Origin of the sequence: Rhizobium sp. FKY42, from assembly GCF_005222835.1 — a bacterium.
Lineage (GTDB): Bacteria > Pseudomonadota > Alphaproteobacteria > Rhizobiales > Rhizobiaceae > Neorhizobium.
Map to the genome: position 1 here is coordinate 466,572 of NZ_STGA01000029.1, position 14,377 is coordinate 480,948.

Annotated in this window: 13 protein-coding genes and 1 tRNA gene; 9 read left to right on the forward strand and 5 right to left on the reverse strand. The window is 58.8% G+C overall.

What is annotated here, in order from left to right; genetic code table 11:
* The first annotated feature begins 210 nt into the window (after positions 1-210).
* From E8M78_RS13095 to E8M78_RS24045, 5 genes are all read left to right on the forward strand, one after another.
* Positions 211-564: a hypothetical protein gene (locus E8M78_RS13095; protein ID WP_137135446.1), complete on the forward strand. Its 354-nt coding sequence runs from the start codon at positions 211-213 to the stop codon at positions 562-564.
* A gap of 119 nt (positions 565-683) precedes the next feature.
* The gene (locus E8M78_RS13100) at positions 684-1,595 is read left to right on the forward strand and encodes a CehA/McbA family metallohydrolase (protein WP_137135447.1); all 912 of its coding nucleotides are present in this window, start codon (positions 684-686) and stop codon (positions 1,593-1,595) included.
* 83 nt (positions 1,596-1,678) lie between these two features.
* On the forward strand, positions 1,679-1,894 hold the full coding sequence (locus E8M78_RS13105) for a hypothetical protein (RefSeq protein ID WP_137135448.1): 216 nt from the start codon (positions 1,679-1,681) through the stop codon (positions 1,892-1,894).
* A gap of 244 nt (positions 1,895-2,138) precedes the next feature.
* Positions 2,139-2,372: a hypothetical protein gene (locus tag E8M78_RS23815; protein WP_281405064.1), complete on the forward strand. Its 234-nt coding sequence runs from the start codon at positions 2,139-2,141 to the stop codon at positions 2,370-2,372.
* Between the two features lie 16 nt (positions 2,373-2,388).
* A complete protein-coding gene (locus tag E8M78_RS24045) occupies positions 2,389-2,793 on the forward strand; it encodes a hypothetical protein (RefSeq protein WP_281405065.1) in 405 nt (134 codons plus the stop codon).
* 709 nt (positions 2,794-3,502) lie between these two features.
* Here the strand turns inward: E8M78_RS24045 and E8M78_RS13120 are convergent.
* Complete coding sequence (locus E8M78_RS13120; protein WP_137135451.1) at positions 3,503-5,758, reverse strand: heavy metal translocating P-type ATPase; 2,256 nt, start codon at positions 5,756-5,758, stop codon at positions 3,503-3,505.
* A gap of 247 nt (positions 5,759-6,005) precedes the next feature.
* Here E8M78_RS13120 and E8M78_RS13125 point away from each other — a divergent pair, with 247 nt between their 5' ends.
* Positions 6,006-6,350 (forward strand): hypothetical protein, encoded by a 345-nt coding sequence (locus tag E8M78_RS13125; protein WP_137135452.1) that lies wholly within the window; start codon positions 6,006-6,008, stop codon positions 6,348-6,350.
* A 35-nt stretch (positions 6,351-6,385) separates the two neighbouring features.
* On the opposite strand, the gene E8M78_RS13130 is transcribed toward E8M78_RS13125, so the two are convergent.
* A tRNA-Gln gene (locus E8M78_RS13130) sits at positions 6,386-6,460 on the reverse strand.
* Positions 6,461-6,633: 173 nt separating this feature from the next.
* Between E8M78_RS13130 and E8M78_RS13135 the strand changes: the two genes are divergently transcribed.
* Positions 6,634-7,548, forward strand: a complete 915-nt coding sequence (locus tag E8M78_RS13135; protein ID WP_137135915.1) for an MBL fold metallo-hydrolase — start codon at positions 6,634-6,636, stop codon at positions 7,546-7,548.
* A 31-nt stretch (positions 7,549-7,579) separates the two neighbouring features.
* On the opposite strand, the gene E8M78_RS13140 is transcribed toward E8M78_RS13135, so the two are convergent.
* Entirely contained in the window at positions 7,580-8,554 is a 975-nt protein-coding gene (locus tag E8M78_RS13140; RefSeq protein WP_137135453.1) for a DUF1499 domain-containing protein, read from the reverse strand.
* Between the two features lie 114 nt (positions 8,555-8,668).
* Here E8M78_RS13140 and E8M78_RS13145 point away from each other — a divergent pair, with 114 nt between their 5' ends.
* Positions 8,669-8,860 (forward strand): hypothetical protein, encoded by a 192-nt coding sequence (locus E8M78_RS13145; RefSeq protein ID WP_137135454.1) that lies wholly within the window; start codon positions 8,669-8,671, stop codon positions 8,858-8,860.
* Between the two features lie 93 nt (positions 8,861-8,953).
* Positions 8,954-10,051: a glycosyltransferase family 4 protein gene (locus E8M78_RS13150; RefSeq protein ID WP_137135455.1), complete on the forward strand. Its 1,098-nt coding sequence runs from the start codon at positions 8,954-8,956 to the stop codon at positions 10,049-10,051.
* A 48-nt stretch (positions 10,052-10,099) separates the two neighbouring features.
* Here E8M78_RS13150 and E8M78_RS13155 read toward each other — a convergent pair whose 3' ends face one another.
* Both E8M78_RS13155 and ppdK read right to left on the reverse strand, forming a co-directional pair.
* Positions 10,100-11,344 (reverse strand): MFS transporter, encoded by a 1,245-nt coding sequence (locus E8M78_RS13155; protein WP_137135456.1) that lies wholly within the window; start codon positions 11,342-11,344, stop codon positions 10,100-10,102.
* A gap of 337 nt (positions 11,345-11,681) precedes the next feature.
* Complete coding sequence (ppdK, locus tag E8M78_RS13160; RefSeq protein WP_137135457.1) at positions 11,682-14,348, reverse strand: pyruvate, phosphate dikinase; 2,667 nt, start codon at positions 14,346-14,348, stop codon at positions 11,682-11,684.
* Positions 14,349-14,377: the final 29 nt, after the last annotated feature.

The following is a 14,377-nucleotide window of genomic DNA, read 5'->3' on the forward strand; positions in this document are numbered from 1 at the left end:
AGTCCTGATTTCAGGCCTGCTGCAATTGGCGTGGCAGAAATCGCACTTTCACGAGGATTTTTGTGGGCGGTGCGGGATCGCGCTTACGATGCTGATGAAAAATCTGCTAGTCCGCGCAAGGTAAGGCGCGCGCGCAAGCGCTCGGGCTGCTGAATTTCATTGCGGAGCCCAGGCCACTGGGACGGCAATCTTTCGAAGGGTCAGGATATTATGAATTATCGCTTGGTTGCGTTGGCACTCGTTGCCGGCGTCGTTTCCGGATGCACCACGGTCGGTCCCGTCTCGAACCCCATCGAGGCGCGCTGGGTCGGCAAATCGGCCGGTTCGTTCTTTGCCCGCTACGCACCGCCCTACAGCGATTCTTCGGAAGGTTCGCAGACCATCTACAACTGGCGCGGCGGCTTCAATCGCATCAAGGACGAGAAGGGCCGTTCTATCAGCGTCAGCTGCAGCGCGACCATTCGCGCCGACTCCGAATACCGTATCAGCTCCATCACGATCACGTCCGATCGCCCAGGCGCCAAGGGCCCCAGCTACTGCACGGAACTGCTGACGGCCGATTAAGGTACACGTCCGGCAGGCGGTCGGCGGCCTGCCGGAATTTTCCCCGGTTCGTGATCCGGGCGGTTTGAAGTCATCAAATTCCGCTATGAATTGGATCAGCATCTGATTCGGAGGACAGGATGACCCTCATCACCGCATTCGCAGCGCCCGGACATTTCTATCGCGGCAATATCCATACGCATTCCACACGCTCCGACGGTGTGCGCTCTCCTGAGGAGGTCTGCCGGGCCTATCGGGAGGGAGGCTATGATTTCCTGTGCCTCTCCGATCATTTCGTGCCTCACTTCGATTTTCCAATCGTCGATACCACGCCCTACCGTACGGACACCTTCACCACGATCTTCGGTGCCGAAATCCACGCGCCTGCCAATAGCCATGGCGAAATCTGGCACCTGCTTGCCTGTGGACTGCCGCTCGATTTTCCGCCTCTTGGCGAGAACGAAGATGCGGTGAACCTTGCGCGTCGCGCCGTGGAGGCCGGGGCCTTTCTCGGCATCGCCCATCCGCAATGGTCCGGTCTGTCGATCGAGGATGGACGCTCGATGGCAAATATCGCTCACAGCGTGGAAATCTGGAACACGGGTTGCGCGCGCGAATGCGACCGTGGCGACGGCACGGCGCTGCTGGATGCGCTTCTCAGCGAAGGTTACCGGCTCTCCGGCTATGCCGCCGATGACGCGCATTTCAAGATCAAAGACTGGATGGGCGGCTGGATGATGGTGAAGGCCGAAGCCAATACTCCGCAAGCCCTTCTCGCCGCCATGAAGCGCGGCGACTATTACTCGTCTCGCGGCCCCATTCTTCATTCTGTTGCTGTCGAAGGAGGCGAGATCGTCGTCGAGTGTTCGGCAGTGCGCGGAATTTCCGTGGTCGGTCGCGGTTCGCGCGCCGAATACCTGGAGCAGTCCGAGGCAGCACCGCTGACGCAAGGACGGCTTTCGCTGAAGCGCTTTGCGGGCGATTGGTGCCGCGTTGTGGTGATGGACGAGCATGATCGTCAGGCCTGGACCAATCCCATCTGGCTTGATTGATCATCCACAGGCTTCGTCCACCTGCCGCGTAAATCCGATGGCGCAACCTTGCCTCTGTTCATGTTATGTTCGATTATGCGGACATGACGATAGACATCGATACCCTAGGCAAGGCGTCCCGCCATCGGATGGTGCTGCACATGACCTGCCGTCATTGCGGCCACAAGGGCCAGATCAAAGCGCGCGACCTTGCCCGCACCCACGGTTTTGGCACCGATCCACGGACGTGGTCCTTTCGCTGCTCCCGCTGCGACATGCGCAACTGCATCGTGCGGGTGATGGAAGAGATCCGTCGCTAGAGCAGGTCGTCGCTAAAAGTGTACCGCGGTTTTGCGATGACGACATGCGATAAAACAAAGAGTTAAAGCGTCAGGAGCGAATCTGAAAGATCGCGACACCGCCTAGAGCGCAGTTCAGAAATCAGTAATGCAATCGTATTTTTACCTTCTGGTTGCAACTGCGCCATTAACGATTTGAGAACCATATTGGCGCCTCACGCTCCCGCGTTCTGCGGTGACGCTTTCCGCGACATTGATGGTTCAAATGGTAAGTATTCTGACGAATTCTGGCGCAATTGCTGCTCTACAGACACTGCGTTCCCTGACGTCCCACCTCGACGAAACACAGCAGAACATCAGTTCTGGCCTGCGCATTGGCGAAGCCGCGGATAACGCCGCCTACTGGTCGATCGCAACCACCATGCGCTCTGACAACAAGTCGCTGTCTGCCGTGCACGATGCGCTGGGCCTGAGTGCCGCAATCATCGATACGGCCTAATGCCGGTCTCAATTCGGTGATCGATATTCTGGGCGAGTTTTCAGCCAAGCTCGCTGCGTCCAAGCAGGATGGGGTCGACAAGGGCAAGGTTCAAAAGGAGCTGGACCAGCTGAAGCAGGCCGTGACCGGCATTGCCAATTCTGCCAGTTTCAATGGCCAGAACTGGCTGAAGACAGATCTTTCGGACATCTTCGACCCGGACGTGACACGCGCCAGCCTTGTCGCATCAACCACGCGCAATGGCGCGGGCGACTTTGCAACCCAGATGCTGGATTTCTCGCTGGCGGATGTTTCGCTGTTCAACTCCACCGGCGGCGGCCTGCTTCAGCGTGACCCGCGCGATGTTCGACCGTGCGGTGGGATAAGCCCAGCTGCAGACCTATTTCCTTTGCGGTGCGTCCTTCCACCAGAAGCTGAATGATGGCATCCTCATCCAGATCAAACGCGCCGAAATTCTGGGGCTGTGCCAGCATGAAGCGGCCATAGCTGGAGGAGATGATCCATTCCGGCCCTTTGCTGTTTCGTTGCGGAATGAGAACCCGATCATAGCCGATATTGATGCCGAAGAGCTTGGTCTTGACCAGCTCGATCACCGGCTGCTGCGTTTGTGCCACTTGCTTCAACCGGGGGATGACGGACTGCGCCATATAGTTCCGGTCCTTGAAATCCCGCAGCTTTTGCTCGCGAAAAGCGTGGTTGATATCAAGAAGGCTGGAGGTGAAGCCGGAATGCCTTACCGGGATCAGGTGCCAGTCCCAAGGATCCTGACTGACGAGACGGATGACCGTCAGGCGCATCTTGATCGACAGCATTTCAAGGACATGCCGATAGATGTAATCTGGCTCCAACGGATTGTCTGCGTCGGTGGTTATCCAGGAATCCAGCATCTTCTGGGTTACTGAGAAAAAAGGGGTATGCTTCGGCAAGGCACTTCACGATATTGATTAAATTCCTACCTCCTAATCTGATATATTATAAATATTTCAAACATAATTTCACTATCGCGCGAGGTTATCCCCAATGTTCAGCCGGGTTCCAGACGGCCAGCACACCGACGATGCTGAAGACAACAGACAGCGCCACCAGCACGAGGATTGCTCCAAAAACGATCTTTCTCAGCATCACTTCTCTCAACGAATTGGGCGCAGCAGGCGCAGGGCATTCATTGTAACCAGCACGGTTGCTCCCGTATCAGCGAGAATCGCCGGCCACAGACCGGTGATACCGATGATCGTGGTGACAAGGAAGACCGCCTTCAGCCCTAGCGCAATCGTGATGTTCTGGACGATGTTCTTCATCGTGCGCCGTGACAACTCAATCATCAGGGCAATATCGCCCACGCGCCCGTGAAGAACGGCGGCATCGGCGGTTTCCAGCGCCACGTCCGTAGCCCCGCCCATGGCAATGCCGATATCGGCAGCGGCAAGCGCCGGTGCATCATTGATGCCATCACCAATCTTGCCGGTGATAAAGCCCTGCGATTGCAGTTCCCGCACGATCCGCTGCTTGTCTTCCGGCATCAGTTCGGCATGCACCTCGATGCCGAGCCTCGCGGCGATGGCGCCCGCAGTCCGCCGGTTGTCGCCGGTCAGCATAACGGTCTTGATGCCCGCTTGTTTAAGGCTTTCGAGACCCGCGACAGCATCGGCGCGGGGCTCATCCCGCATGGCAATTGCGCCAGCCAGGAGATTTCCCACCAGAAGCACCGAGACCGTCTTGCCGTCATCATTCAGCGCGGCAATCGCTCTTGAATGCGCAAGAGGCAGGTTTACGCGCTCGGCGGCAGATTTGGGGGAGCCGAGGAAGACCTCCACCCCGTCGATGAGGGCGCTCACGCCCTTGCCGCCCAGCGCCCGAAGCTCGGTCGCAGAAGGAATCTCTACCGCATCCTCCTTCGCCCTTTCGAGAATTGCCAGAGCCAGCGGATGACTTGACCCCACTTCCAATGCCGCCGAAAGGGCCAATACCTCGTAGCCGGTCTTGCCGAAGGGCAGGATATCCGTAACGACCGGCTTTCCTTGGGTCAGCGTTCCGGTCTTGTCGAAGGCGATGGCCGTCAACTTGCCGAGGCCTTCCAGAACGGCGCCACCCTTCATCAGCAGACCACGGCGCGCACCGGATGACAGGGCTGCGGCAATGGCAGCGGGTGTGGAGATGACCAGCGCGCATGGGCAGCCGATCAGCAGGATTGCCAGCCCCTTGTAGATCCATTCGTTCCAGTCTGCGCCCGCGAGGAGCGGCGGAATGACTGCGACCAGAGCCGCCACCAGCACGACAGCCGGGGTATAATATCGGGAGAAGCTGTCGATAAAGCGCTCTGTCGGCGCCTTCGATTCCTGCGCCTCTTCCACCAGACGAACTACACGCGCAATCGTATTGTCTTCGGCCTGCGCCGTCACGCGGATGCGCAGCGCCGCATCCCCATTGATGGTGCCCGCAAACACCGGATCTCCCGCCGCCTTGCGCACCGGAACGCTCTCGCCCGTCACAGGCGCTTCATCGATCGTCGCATCCCCGGACAGAATGACGCCATCCGCAGAAATCCGATCACCCGGACGCACGAGAATGACCGAGCCGACGGCAAGGGAATTGGCGGCAACCTCACGTGTCTTGCCGCCCTCTTCCAGAACGGCAGTCTTGGGCACCAGCGCGCTCAGCGAACGAATGCTTTCGCGTGCCCTGCCTGCTGCCACGCCTTCCAGCAATTCGCCGACGAGAAAGAGAAACACCACGGCGGCGGCCTCTTCCGTCGCGTTGATGAAAAGCGCGCCAAGGGCCGCGATCGTCATCAGCATTTCGATCGAGAAAGGCGTTCCGGCAAGCGCCGCCATCACGGCGCGGCGGCCAATCGGCAGAAGGCCGACCAGCAATGCCGCGATAAAGGCATAGGTTTCGATGGCAGGAACGAGATGGCCGAGCGCATAGGCGGCGGCAAGGGCCGCGCCGGAGACGATGGTGAGCCTGCCTTTGCGGCTCTTCCACCAAGGACCTTCCGCAGGTCCGTGATCATGACCGTGCAGCCCCTCCCCAACCGCCGCATCCTGATCACCATGGGTATGAGCGTGATCGTGTCCGTGAGGTCCATGGTCGTGACCGGAGTGATGTTCATGATTGCAGTCGGGACCATGCCGATGCCCGGCGGTAGACGTGCTCGCCTCCTGCGCTGATTTCACCTCGCGCGCGGGATAGCCAAGGCCGGAGAGTTTTTGCCCGATGGCATCAAGATCGGTCGTCCCGTCGTGGAGGATGGTCATCGTGCCGGTGGTGACGGAAACTGACACATCGGCAATGCCCGGCATCCGCCGCACCGCTGTATCAATCTTGTTTGCACAGGATGCGCAGTCCATCCCATCCACCCTGAATCTCGTCTTCACCGCATTATCCATGACTGTTTTTCCTTTCGATGAAGACAGTCTGCGACCTCTAGCCACTAGAGGTGCAAGCGAAAACTCGCCGGGCAGGTGAATTTTTTCCGTGCTGAATGACGCGGCGAAAGAGATCGAATTTCGGAGGGCAGATTGATTCTTATCAGATTGATTTGCCTCATCCTCAGCCAATATAGGATAGAATGGTCACCGGCTGCGAACCTTGACGCTCGTCATTCGTTTTGCACCCGTGCAGCAAAGGCAGGGAATGACCGGATACCAGATCGCACTCTTTGTTCGCCCTGATGTCGTGACGCCGGAGATCCGGCAGGCCTGGCAACGGGAAGGGTGCGAACTGATTGTGCGAAGCGATTATCCGCCCATCGAGGAAGCCGCAAACCAGCGCTATGCGGGCGCCCTTCTGGATATCAAGCTGCAGGCGAGCTATCTGTTCGATCTTTCCGAACTCCTGACGCTACGCGCAATACCGCATGTCTTCGTCGTGACAGACGAAGCGCAGCAATCCCATTATGCCCTGAATGGCGGTCCCGATTCGATCCGCATGATTCTCGACGAACTGCTCTACCAGGATGACGAAGGCCACCGGCATTGAGTGTGTGGTGTGGCTCAGGCGAGAGAGTGAGACTGTGGCTGGGGCGCCTGGATTCGAACCAGGGGATGGCGGTACCAAAAACCGCTGCCTTACCGCTTGGCTACGCCCCAACAGCACTGGCCTTGTTGCTTCGGGCGAAGCACCAGTTGCGTCGGGGATTGCGTTTAGCAAAGCTCATGCCTTACCGCAATCAGCTTCGATCTCTTTTTTGACATTTTGGTCGAATGCGTCCACATGCACCTGATCAGATTGAATATTGCAAGGAATGGACATGGCCGCAGATCTGCCCGGCCCCGCTTTTACCCTCGATTTCGAGGCCTCGCACGGGCATGCCGTACCGGTGGCGGAAGGGGTCTGGCGGCTGACCTGCAACAATCCATCGCCCTTCACCTTCCATGGCACGAATTCCTACATCATCGGCCAGGGCAAGACGGTCGCCGTACTCGATCCCGGCCCGGAGAGTGATGCGCATTTCGAGGCGCTGATGCGAGCGCTGAAGGGCAAGACGGTCAGCCACATCTTCATCAGCCACACCCATCGCGACCATTCGCCGCTTGCCCGTCGCCTTCAGGCGGAGACCGGAGCGCTGACGGTCGCGGAAGGCCCGCACAGGGCAGCCCGCCCACTGCACGAGGGTGAGACGAACCCGTTTGCCGAAAGTTCCGACATGGAATTCATGCCGGACATCGTGCTTGCCGATGGCGGCGTGATCGAGGCCGATGGCTTTGCGCTGCGCGCCATCCATACACCCGGACACACGGCAAACCACTCAGCCTTTTCGCTGGAGGAAACCGGCATTGTTTTCTCCGCAGATCACGTCATGGCCTGGGCGACCACCATTGTGGCGCCGCCGGATGGCTCCATGAGCGATTTCATGGCGTCGGTCGACAAGATGATGGAGCGCACGGGCGACCGGATCTATTTTCCTGGCCATGGCGGCCCGATTGCGGAGCCTGCTTCCTTCCTGCGGGCCTTGCGCACGCACCGGCGGATGCGCGAACGCGCCGTGCTGGAGCGTATCCGAAACGGCGACCGGACGATCGCTGCGATGGTGGACGCGATCTACGCCAAGACAGACAAGCGGCTGCACGGTGCAGCCGCGCTTTCGGTTCTGGCGCATCTGGAAGATCTGGTCGAGCGAGGCGAGGTTCTGACGGAAGGCCCACCTGCCCTTTCGGGTCGATACTGGCCCGCCTGAGCCGGTCTCCTGGACTTATTCCGGCTCCGAACTATTCGGGCGCGATGCCCAGCAGTTCGGCATCCAGCGCGCGCAGGTAGGTTTGCGCGATACCGGCGCTCAAGCCCAGATCATGCGAGCCGTAGCGGCTGGCCACGCGCATATCCACAAGCACCGTCTTCTCCTCTTCCCGAAGGCGAATCACCACATCGAAAGGCAGGCCGAGAATGAAAGTGCGCATCGATCCCTGAAGCGAAAGGTCGCCCTTTGCCTGCGCCTGCGGCAAGAGGGAGGCGAGCGCGGGCGACGGGCGAGGCAGCGGAATCGGCACCACATCCGGCACGGGCGGCGCGGCATCCGTTGCCGGAGGATTGACTGCCGGATTTGCAGCCGAGCTGGCCGCACCGTTGGCACCGGCTCCAGACTGGGGCGTTCTGGAAGCGGCCGGTTTGGCTTTCTGGCTCTGCCCCTTGGCGAGCTTGTCCTTGTCGAACTTGATGCGATTTGCCGCCGCGACCTTGATGACGGCATCATAGACACGGTCCAGTGCGCCTTCGTAACGGCGGCTGGTAATGCCCGGATAGGTTTCTTCCTGCAATTCTCGCGATGCCGGACTGACGAATGTGGGCTGGGAAAGCCACAGCTGATCGGCCACTGGCTGCTTCTGCCAAGCAGGTGGATCGGCAATATCCGTCGTCACATCAAAAAGCGGGGGGCGCGTTTCCGAGAGATACATGCCGACAGCAAGGAGCGCGATCGCGGGCAAAGCCAGCAGCATGGCCCTGGCAGAGGCCACCCCGCCCTGCGCGCCCATGGTCCACAATTGCACCAGCCCATGCAGTGCAAGCGGTATGCTGAGGAAACCCAAGACCGCGCAAAGGATCACCACGGCCAGGAAGCTCGGCGTCGTCAACGGGCCGAAGCGGTGTGCCGCGAAAGCAATGGCCAGCAGCAACAGCGAGCTCCACGCCATTTTCTTTGCCAGATAGGCCGAAGAGGACACCGGACGAACGAAACGCACCGTCATTGAGAAATTTTTCCTTTTCGAGCCTTCTGCTGAACTGTTCGTGCTGCTTTTGCTCGACATGGGCATGTCTTCTATTAAGACATTCATCAAAGCACGTCATCCGGAAGCCGCATCATGAAACCGCAAATGCAGAAAATGTTTCGTCTGGTTCAAGCCCTGTGCCTGGGGCTGACGCTGAGCCTTGCCGCAAGCTGCCAGAGCCTGAGCCCCGAGGCACGCCGCGCGGCGGCGGAGCGCACCTGCCTCGGCTACGGTTTCGAGCCGGGCAGTCCGGCCTTGCTGCGCTGCATGCAAAACCAGAACTGACCACCGCGCCGGATAAATATTTGACAAGTGGTTGATCGTGGCGCCTCCTTCTAACGTAAGACGCAGCAGGAAACACGAAAAGTGGACAGCGCCATGGCCAGACCTGTGCTCTACATCACCAGTTCGGATTACGCGGTCAGAACGGGGGGATATGTCTACAATTCCCGCCTTGTACAGGTGCTGCGCGAACAGGGCGTTGACCTTGAGACGCATTGCCTTGAGCAGGGGTTCCCCATGGTTCCCGAAGATGAGCGCGCAGCCCTGGCAAGGCGGCTTGCCGCGCTTCCCGCCCACACGCTTCTTCTGATGGACCATGTGTATCTCGGGCGCCTGCTGGAACTGTTTCGCCAGATGCCGCATCCGATTGTCGCCATTTTTCACCATTCTGATGTCATGGAACATGGAACAGGCAGCGACGAAAAGGGTCGACGCCTGTTCGAGGCGGAACGGGCAAGCCTGGGCAGGGCCGATGCGCTTCTCGTGAGTTCGGATGAAACAGCGCGGTACGTTCAGCAGCAGTATGGTTTTTCAGCGCACCATATTCATGCGGCAGTGCCGGGCAATGATCCCGTGATGCGGACGGCCATTGGCGACTATGCCGCCAATGGCGGACCGCGCATTCTTTCCATTGGCGCCGTCATCCCGCGCAAGCGCTACGACTATATTCTGGACGTTGCCAGCCACCTGAAAACCCCCGGCTGGACCTGGAATGTAGCGGGCGATCCTTCCCGCTATCCGGGCCATCTGCTGCGGCTGCAGGAAAAGGCGGACGCGCTGGGACTGGCTGATCGATTCCACTTCCTGGGCAATGTCGGTGATACAGAACTCGAACAGTTGTGGCACAAGACCGACCTCTATGTGGCGGCATCCCATTATGAAGGCTATGGCATGGCCATTGCCGAAGCCCTGCGCCACGGCGTGCCGGTGGTGAGCACTGCATCGGGTGCCGTATCCACCTGGGCCAAGGCAGGGATTATGCAGGCACCGGCAGAGGATGCATCAAGGATGGCCGACCACATCGACCACCTGTTTTCCACGGCTTGCGCCCTGAAGGATCTTGGCGAACGCGCCTGGAACTTCGGCCAGACGCTGCCGACCTGGGCCGCAAGTTTCCACGGGATGACTGCATGGCTGGACGGTATCCATAGCATACACGCCTTTGGTCAGGGACGAGCCGTCAACCGAGACTGACACTGAGACTGGCACTGGCAAATATTGAACCTTGCCAAGGCCAGGTTTTCAGCGCGCACCGGCCAGGAATATTCGCCTGAAGTTCCAGACACGCTGTGTGAAGCGAGCCGAGCGGAGGCGGAGGCGCAGAAACCAGAGGCACACTGTGAGCAATGCCAGCCAGGCTATGACAGTCAGGCTTGCGAAGCCACTTGTCAGGGGCTTCTGGTCCAGCAGATGTCCATAGGCTGAGGCGCCGAGGCAAAACGGCATCAGCGAAATACTGGCCTGGAACGCGAGAACCGTGCTGCGCATTCGTGCATCGGGTACGCTGCTATTGCTGACGATGCGAATGATCGGCTCTGCCAATCCATAGAAGATGTAAAAGGCGCCGTAGATGGAAATGGATGCATAGCTGACGGGAACAATCGTCAGTGCGAAGGCCAATCCAAAGGCGGAGGATGCCAAAAGCAGGTTACTGCCGATCTGGCCGAAACGCCGCATGACAAAAGGAGCGAGGCAGGATGAGCCCGCCCAGAGCGCGGAACCGACGGCAGGCAGAACTCCATACAGATGGAATGGAAAGGATAATGCGATCAGCAGCGGCTGCTCCGTCAAATAGTTCAACTCACGGATCAGCACGAAGGCGCAGCTGAGAATGGTTGCAAACAGAAGCGTATCCGAGCGCAGGATGATACCTGTCACGGTGCGGAACGAACCCAGCATTTGGGCAAGGTGAACTGGGACGGGCTGCCTGACTTCTCCGGCTGTCGAGCATTCACGCCCTTCCGGCAGAGTGAGCGCCACAGCTGTAGCGACGAAAAGCGTGATCGCGCTCAGGATGTATGGCAGGTTCAAGGCAATCGATGCGAAGGGGCCACTCAGAAGAAAGACGACAATCAGAGTGCCATTGACGACGGAGTAATTCAGCGATTCGAGCCATTCGTACTCAGCGCGTCGGCCCGCACGTTCCAATTCGTCAAACAGATAGGCCGATTCCGGACCTGCCAGAAACGCACGACCAATGCCCGCCAATATTTCCATGGCCGCAAAGAAGGCGAACCCGCTTCCAATCCCTATGCCGAAATAGCTGATAGCAACCAGAAACGCGCCAATAGCCAGCGCGGACTTGCGCCGGTACCGATCCGCAAACATGCCCGCCGGAATGCTCGCCAGAAGCTTGCCAACGTAATGCAGCCCCTGAATCAAAAAAATTTGCTTAAATGTCAGCCCGTGCGAAAGATAGAAGACATCGATAATAGGACCATGAAACATTCCGACCTGAAGCCCGGAAAACAGAAAAAATTTGAACATGAAATATAATTCATTTTTTGATTTGATAATTTTCAAATATAAATCAGAAATTCAGAAAATATAAATTAATGAATGCATATCGAAGAATGATTATATTCTACTTTTCTCTGCGCTTTCGACAGCCTACTGATTAAAAATTCGAATACATCTTTCAGAAGTCGTCAGCAACTGGAAGTTTGCGAATGGCTTGATACCAAATGTCGATGATATGAAGCCTATCGAGTACGCGTATCGCGTAATACCTCAGCCTTGCGCAACAACTTAATGTTGCATTATGAAGAAATAATAAGCTTGGCGGGATCGTCCCGCTTCGCTCCTGACGCTTTAAGCCCTTGTTTTAGCGCTGTTCTATAGCTGCCTGTGCCGCCGCCAGCCGGGCAATTGGTACGCGGAAGGGTGAGCATGAGACATAATCGAGACCCATCTGCTCGCAGAAGCGGATGGAGGCCGGGTCACCGCCGTGTTCGCCACAGATGCCCAGTTTCAGGTCGGCCCTTGTCTTGCGACCCCGCTCGGCGGCAAGGCCGATCAACTCGCCCACACCATCGAAATCCAGCGAAATGAAGGGGTCCTGTTCGATGATGCCCTTGCGCTGGTAGGTCGGGATGAAGCTTGCGGCGTCATCACGCGAAATACCAAAGGTGGTTTGCGTCAGGTCATTGGTCCCGAAGGAGAAGAACTGCGCCGTTTCGGCAATCACATGGGCGCGCAGAGCAGCACGAGGAAGCTCGATCATGGTGCCGGCCAGATAGCCAATATCAAGGCCCGTCTCTTTCGAAACGTCGGCCGCGACCTTGTCGATACAGGCTTTTACATAATCCAGTTCAGAGCGAAGCCCGACAAGCGGCACCATGATTTCCAGCTCGACCGGCGCACCGGTTTCGCGTGCCGCAGCAGCCGCAGCCTCGAAAATCGCGCGCGCCTGCATTTCCGCGATTTCCGGATAGGATATGGCGAGGCGACAGCCGCGATGGCCCAGCATCGGGTTGAATTCGTGCAGCGCCTCCACCCTGCGCGATAGAAGCGCCGGTTCCATATCCATTGCCGCGGCCACTTCGATAATCTCCTCCGCGCTTTTTGGCAGAAACTCGTGGAGGGGCGGATCCAGCAGGCGGATGGTAACCGGCAGGCCGGACATGATGGTGAAGAGTTCCGTGAAGTCGGAACGCTGCATGGGCAGCAGCTTGTCCAGCGCTGCGCGGCGTCCGGCCTCGTCCTCGGCGAGAATCATCTCGCGCATCACATGAATGCGGCCACCTTCGAAGAACATGTGTTCGGTGCGGCACAGACCAATGCCCTCGGCACCGTAGGAGCGGGCCGCGCGCGCATCCTGCGGCGTATCGGCATTGGTGCGCACCGCCATGCGCCGGGTTTCATCTGCCCAGGCCATCAACCGGCCGAAATCGCCGGAGAGCTCCGGCTGGATCATTGGCACCAGGCCTTTCAGCAACTGGCCGGAAGAACCGTCGACCGTGATCACATCGCCCTTTTTCAAGGTGAAGCCGGGGCCGATCAGAAGTTCATTGCGCAAATCGACGCGCAGGCCACCTGCACCGACCACGCAAGGGATGCCCATGCCGCGCGCAACGACTGCCGCATGGCTCGTCATGCCGCCACGCGTCGTCAGGATTGCTTCCGCCGCATGCATTCCGTGAATATCTTCCGGGCTGGTTTCGATGCGCACCAACACGACCTTGCGGCCTTCCGCTTCGGCATCCACCGCATCTTCAGCCGTAAAGACGATCTCGCCGCTTGCCGCCCCCGGAGAGGCCGGAAGGCCAGAGCCGAGCACCACGCGCTCAACGCGCGGATCAATGGTCGGGTGCAGCAGTTGATCGAGAGAGGGTGGATCGATGCGGCAGATGGCCTGCTCGCGTGTTATGACGCCTTCATCCACCAGATCCACGGCAATCTTCATCGCGGCCCGTGTGGTGCGCTTGCCGCTTCGGGTTTGCAACATCCAGAGCTTGCCGCGTTCCACCGTGAACTCGACATCCTGCATGTCGCCATAATGCGCTTCCAACCGATGACAAATGTCCCGAAATTCGGCGAACGCCTCGGGCATCAGCTTTTCCATGGAGGGCTTTTCAGAACCGCTGGCAATGCGCCCCTCCTCCGTCAGGCTTTGAGGCGTGCGGATGCCGGCGACCACATCTTCACCTTGCGCATTCACCAGGAATTCGCCGTAGAGACTGTTATCACCCGTGGACGGATTGCGCGTGAAGGCAACGCCCGTTGCCGAGGTGGAACCCAGATTGCCGAACACCATGGCCTGCACATTGACCGCGGTTCCCCAGTCATGCGGGATCTTGTGGAGGGTGCGATAGGTGACCGCGCGCGTGTTCGTCCAGGAGGAAAACACCGCCTTGATGGTGTTCCAGAGCTGAACATGACAATCCTGCGGGAAGGCTTCGCCGAGTTCCTCCTCGATGACCTGCTTGTAGAGGGAAACGATATGCTGCCACTCTACGGCAGAAAGCTCCGTATCGTAATCGTGACCGAGGCGCGCCTTCTCGTCCTCCAGCACCTCCTCGAAGACCTCGTGATCCAGCCCCATGACGACATCGCCATACATCTGGATGAAACGGCGATAGCTGTCCCAGGCAAAGCGCGCATCGCCGCTATCGTGGCCGAGCGCCTGCACCGTCTGGTCGTTCAGACCCAGGTTCAGCACCGTATCCATCATGCCGGGCATCGACGCCCGTGCACCGGAACGGACAGACAAGAGAAGCGGATGGGACCCCTGACCGAAGGTGCGACCCGTGATCCTTTCCATGTCGGAAAGCGCCGAGAGAACCTGGCTCTGCAGGTCTTGTGGAAGCGTCTTGCCTTTCGAAAAGAAGAAGAGACAGGCTTCCGTGGTGATCGTCATTCCGGGCGGCACAGGCAGCCCGAGCGATGCCATTTCGGCAAGGTTTGCCCCTTTGCCGCCCAGCAATGCGACATCGGCCGCGCCGCCTTCTGCCGCGCCATCTCCAAACCGGTAAACCCACTTCGTCGCCATGTTCTCCTCCAGCCCCGAGCATGAACTGC

Bases quoted from the DNA above. Each gene is read 5' to 3' on its own strand.
- ppdK (WP_137135457.1), bottom strand. From the start codon at position 14,348: ATGGCGACGAAGTGGGTTTACCGGTTTGGAGATGGCGCGGCAGAAGGC.
- E8M78_RS13105 (WP_137135448.1), top strand. From the start codon at position 1,679: ATGACGATAGACATCGATACCCTAGGCAAGGCGTCCCGCCATCGGATG.
- E8M78_RS13145 (WP_137135454.1), top strand. From the start codon at position 8,669: ATGAAACCGCAAATGCAGAAAATGTTTCGTCTGGTTCAAGCCCTGTGC.
- E8M78_RS13155 (WP_137135456.1), bottom strand. From the start codon at position 11,344: ATGTTCAAATTTTTTCTGTTTTCCGGGCTTCAGGTCGGAATGTTTCAT.
- E8M78_RS23815 (WP_281405064.1), top strand. From the start codon at position 2,139: ATGGTAAGTATTCTGACGAATTCTGGCGCAATTGCTGCTCTACAGACA.
- E8M78_RS13100 (WP_137135447.1), top strand. From the start codon at position 684: ATGACCCTCATCACCGCATTCGCAGCGCCCGGACATTTCTATCGCGGC.
- E8M78_RS13095 (WP_137135446.1), top strand. From the start codon at position 211: ATGAATTATCGCTTGGTTGCGTTGGCACTCGTTGCCGGCGTCGTTTCC.
- E8M78_RS13120 (WP_137135451.1), bottom strand. From the start codon at position 5,758: ATGGATAATGCGGTGAAGACGAGATTCAGGGTGGATGGGATGGACTGC.
- E8M78_RS13150 (WP_137135455.1), top strand. From the start codon at position 8,954: ATGGCCAGACCTGTGCTCTACATCACCAGTTCGGATTACGCGGTCAGA.
- E8M78_RS13125 (WP_137135452.1), top strand. From the start codon at position 6,006: ATGACCGGATACCAGATCGCACTCTTTGTTCGCCCTGATGTCGTGACG.
- E8M78_RS13140 (WP_137135453.1), bottom strand. From the start codon at position 8,554: ATGACGGTGCGTTTCGTTCGTCCGGTGTCCTCTTCGGCCTATCTGGCA.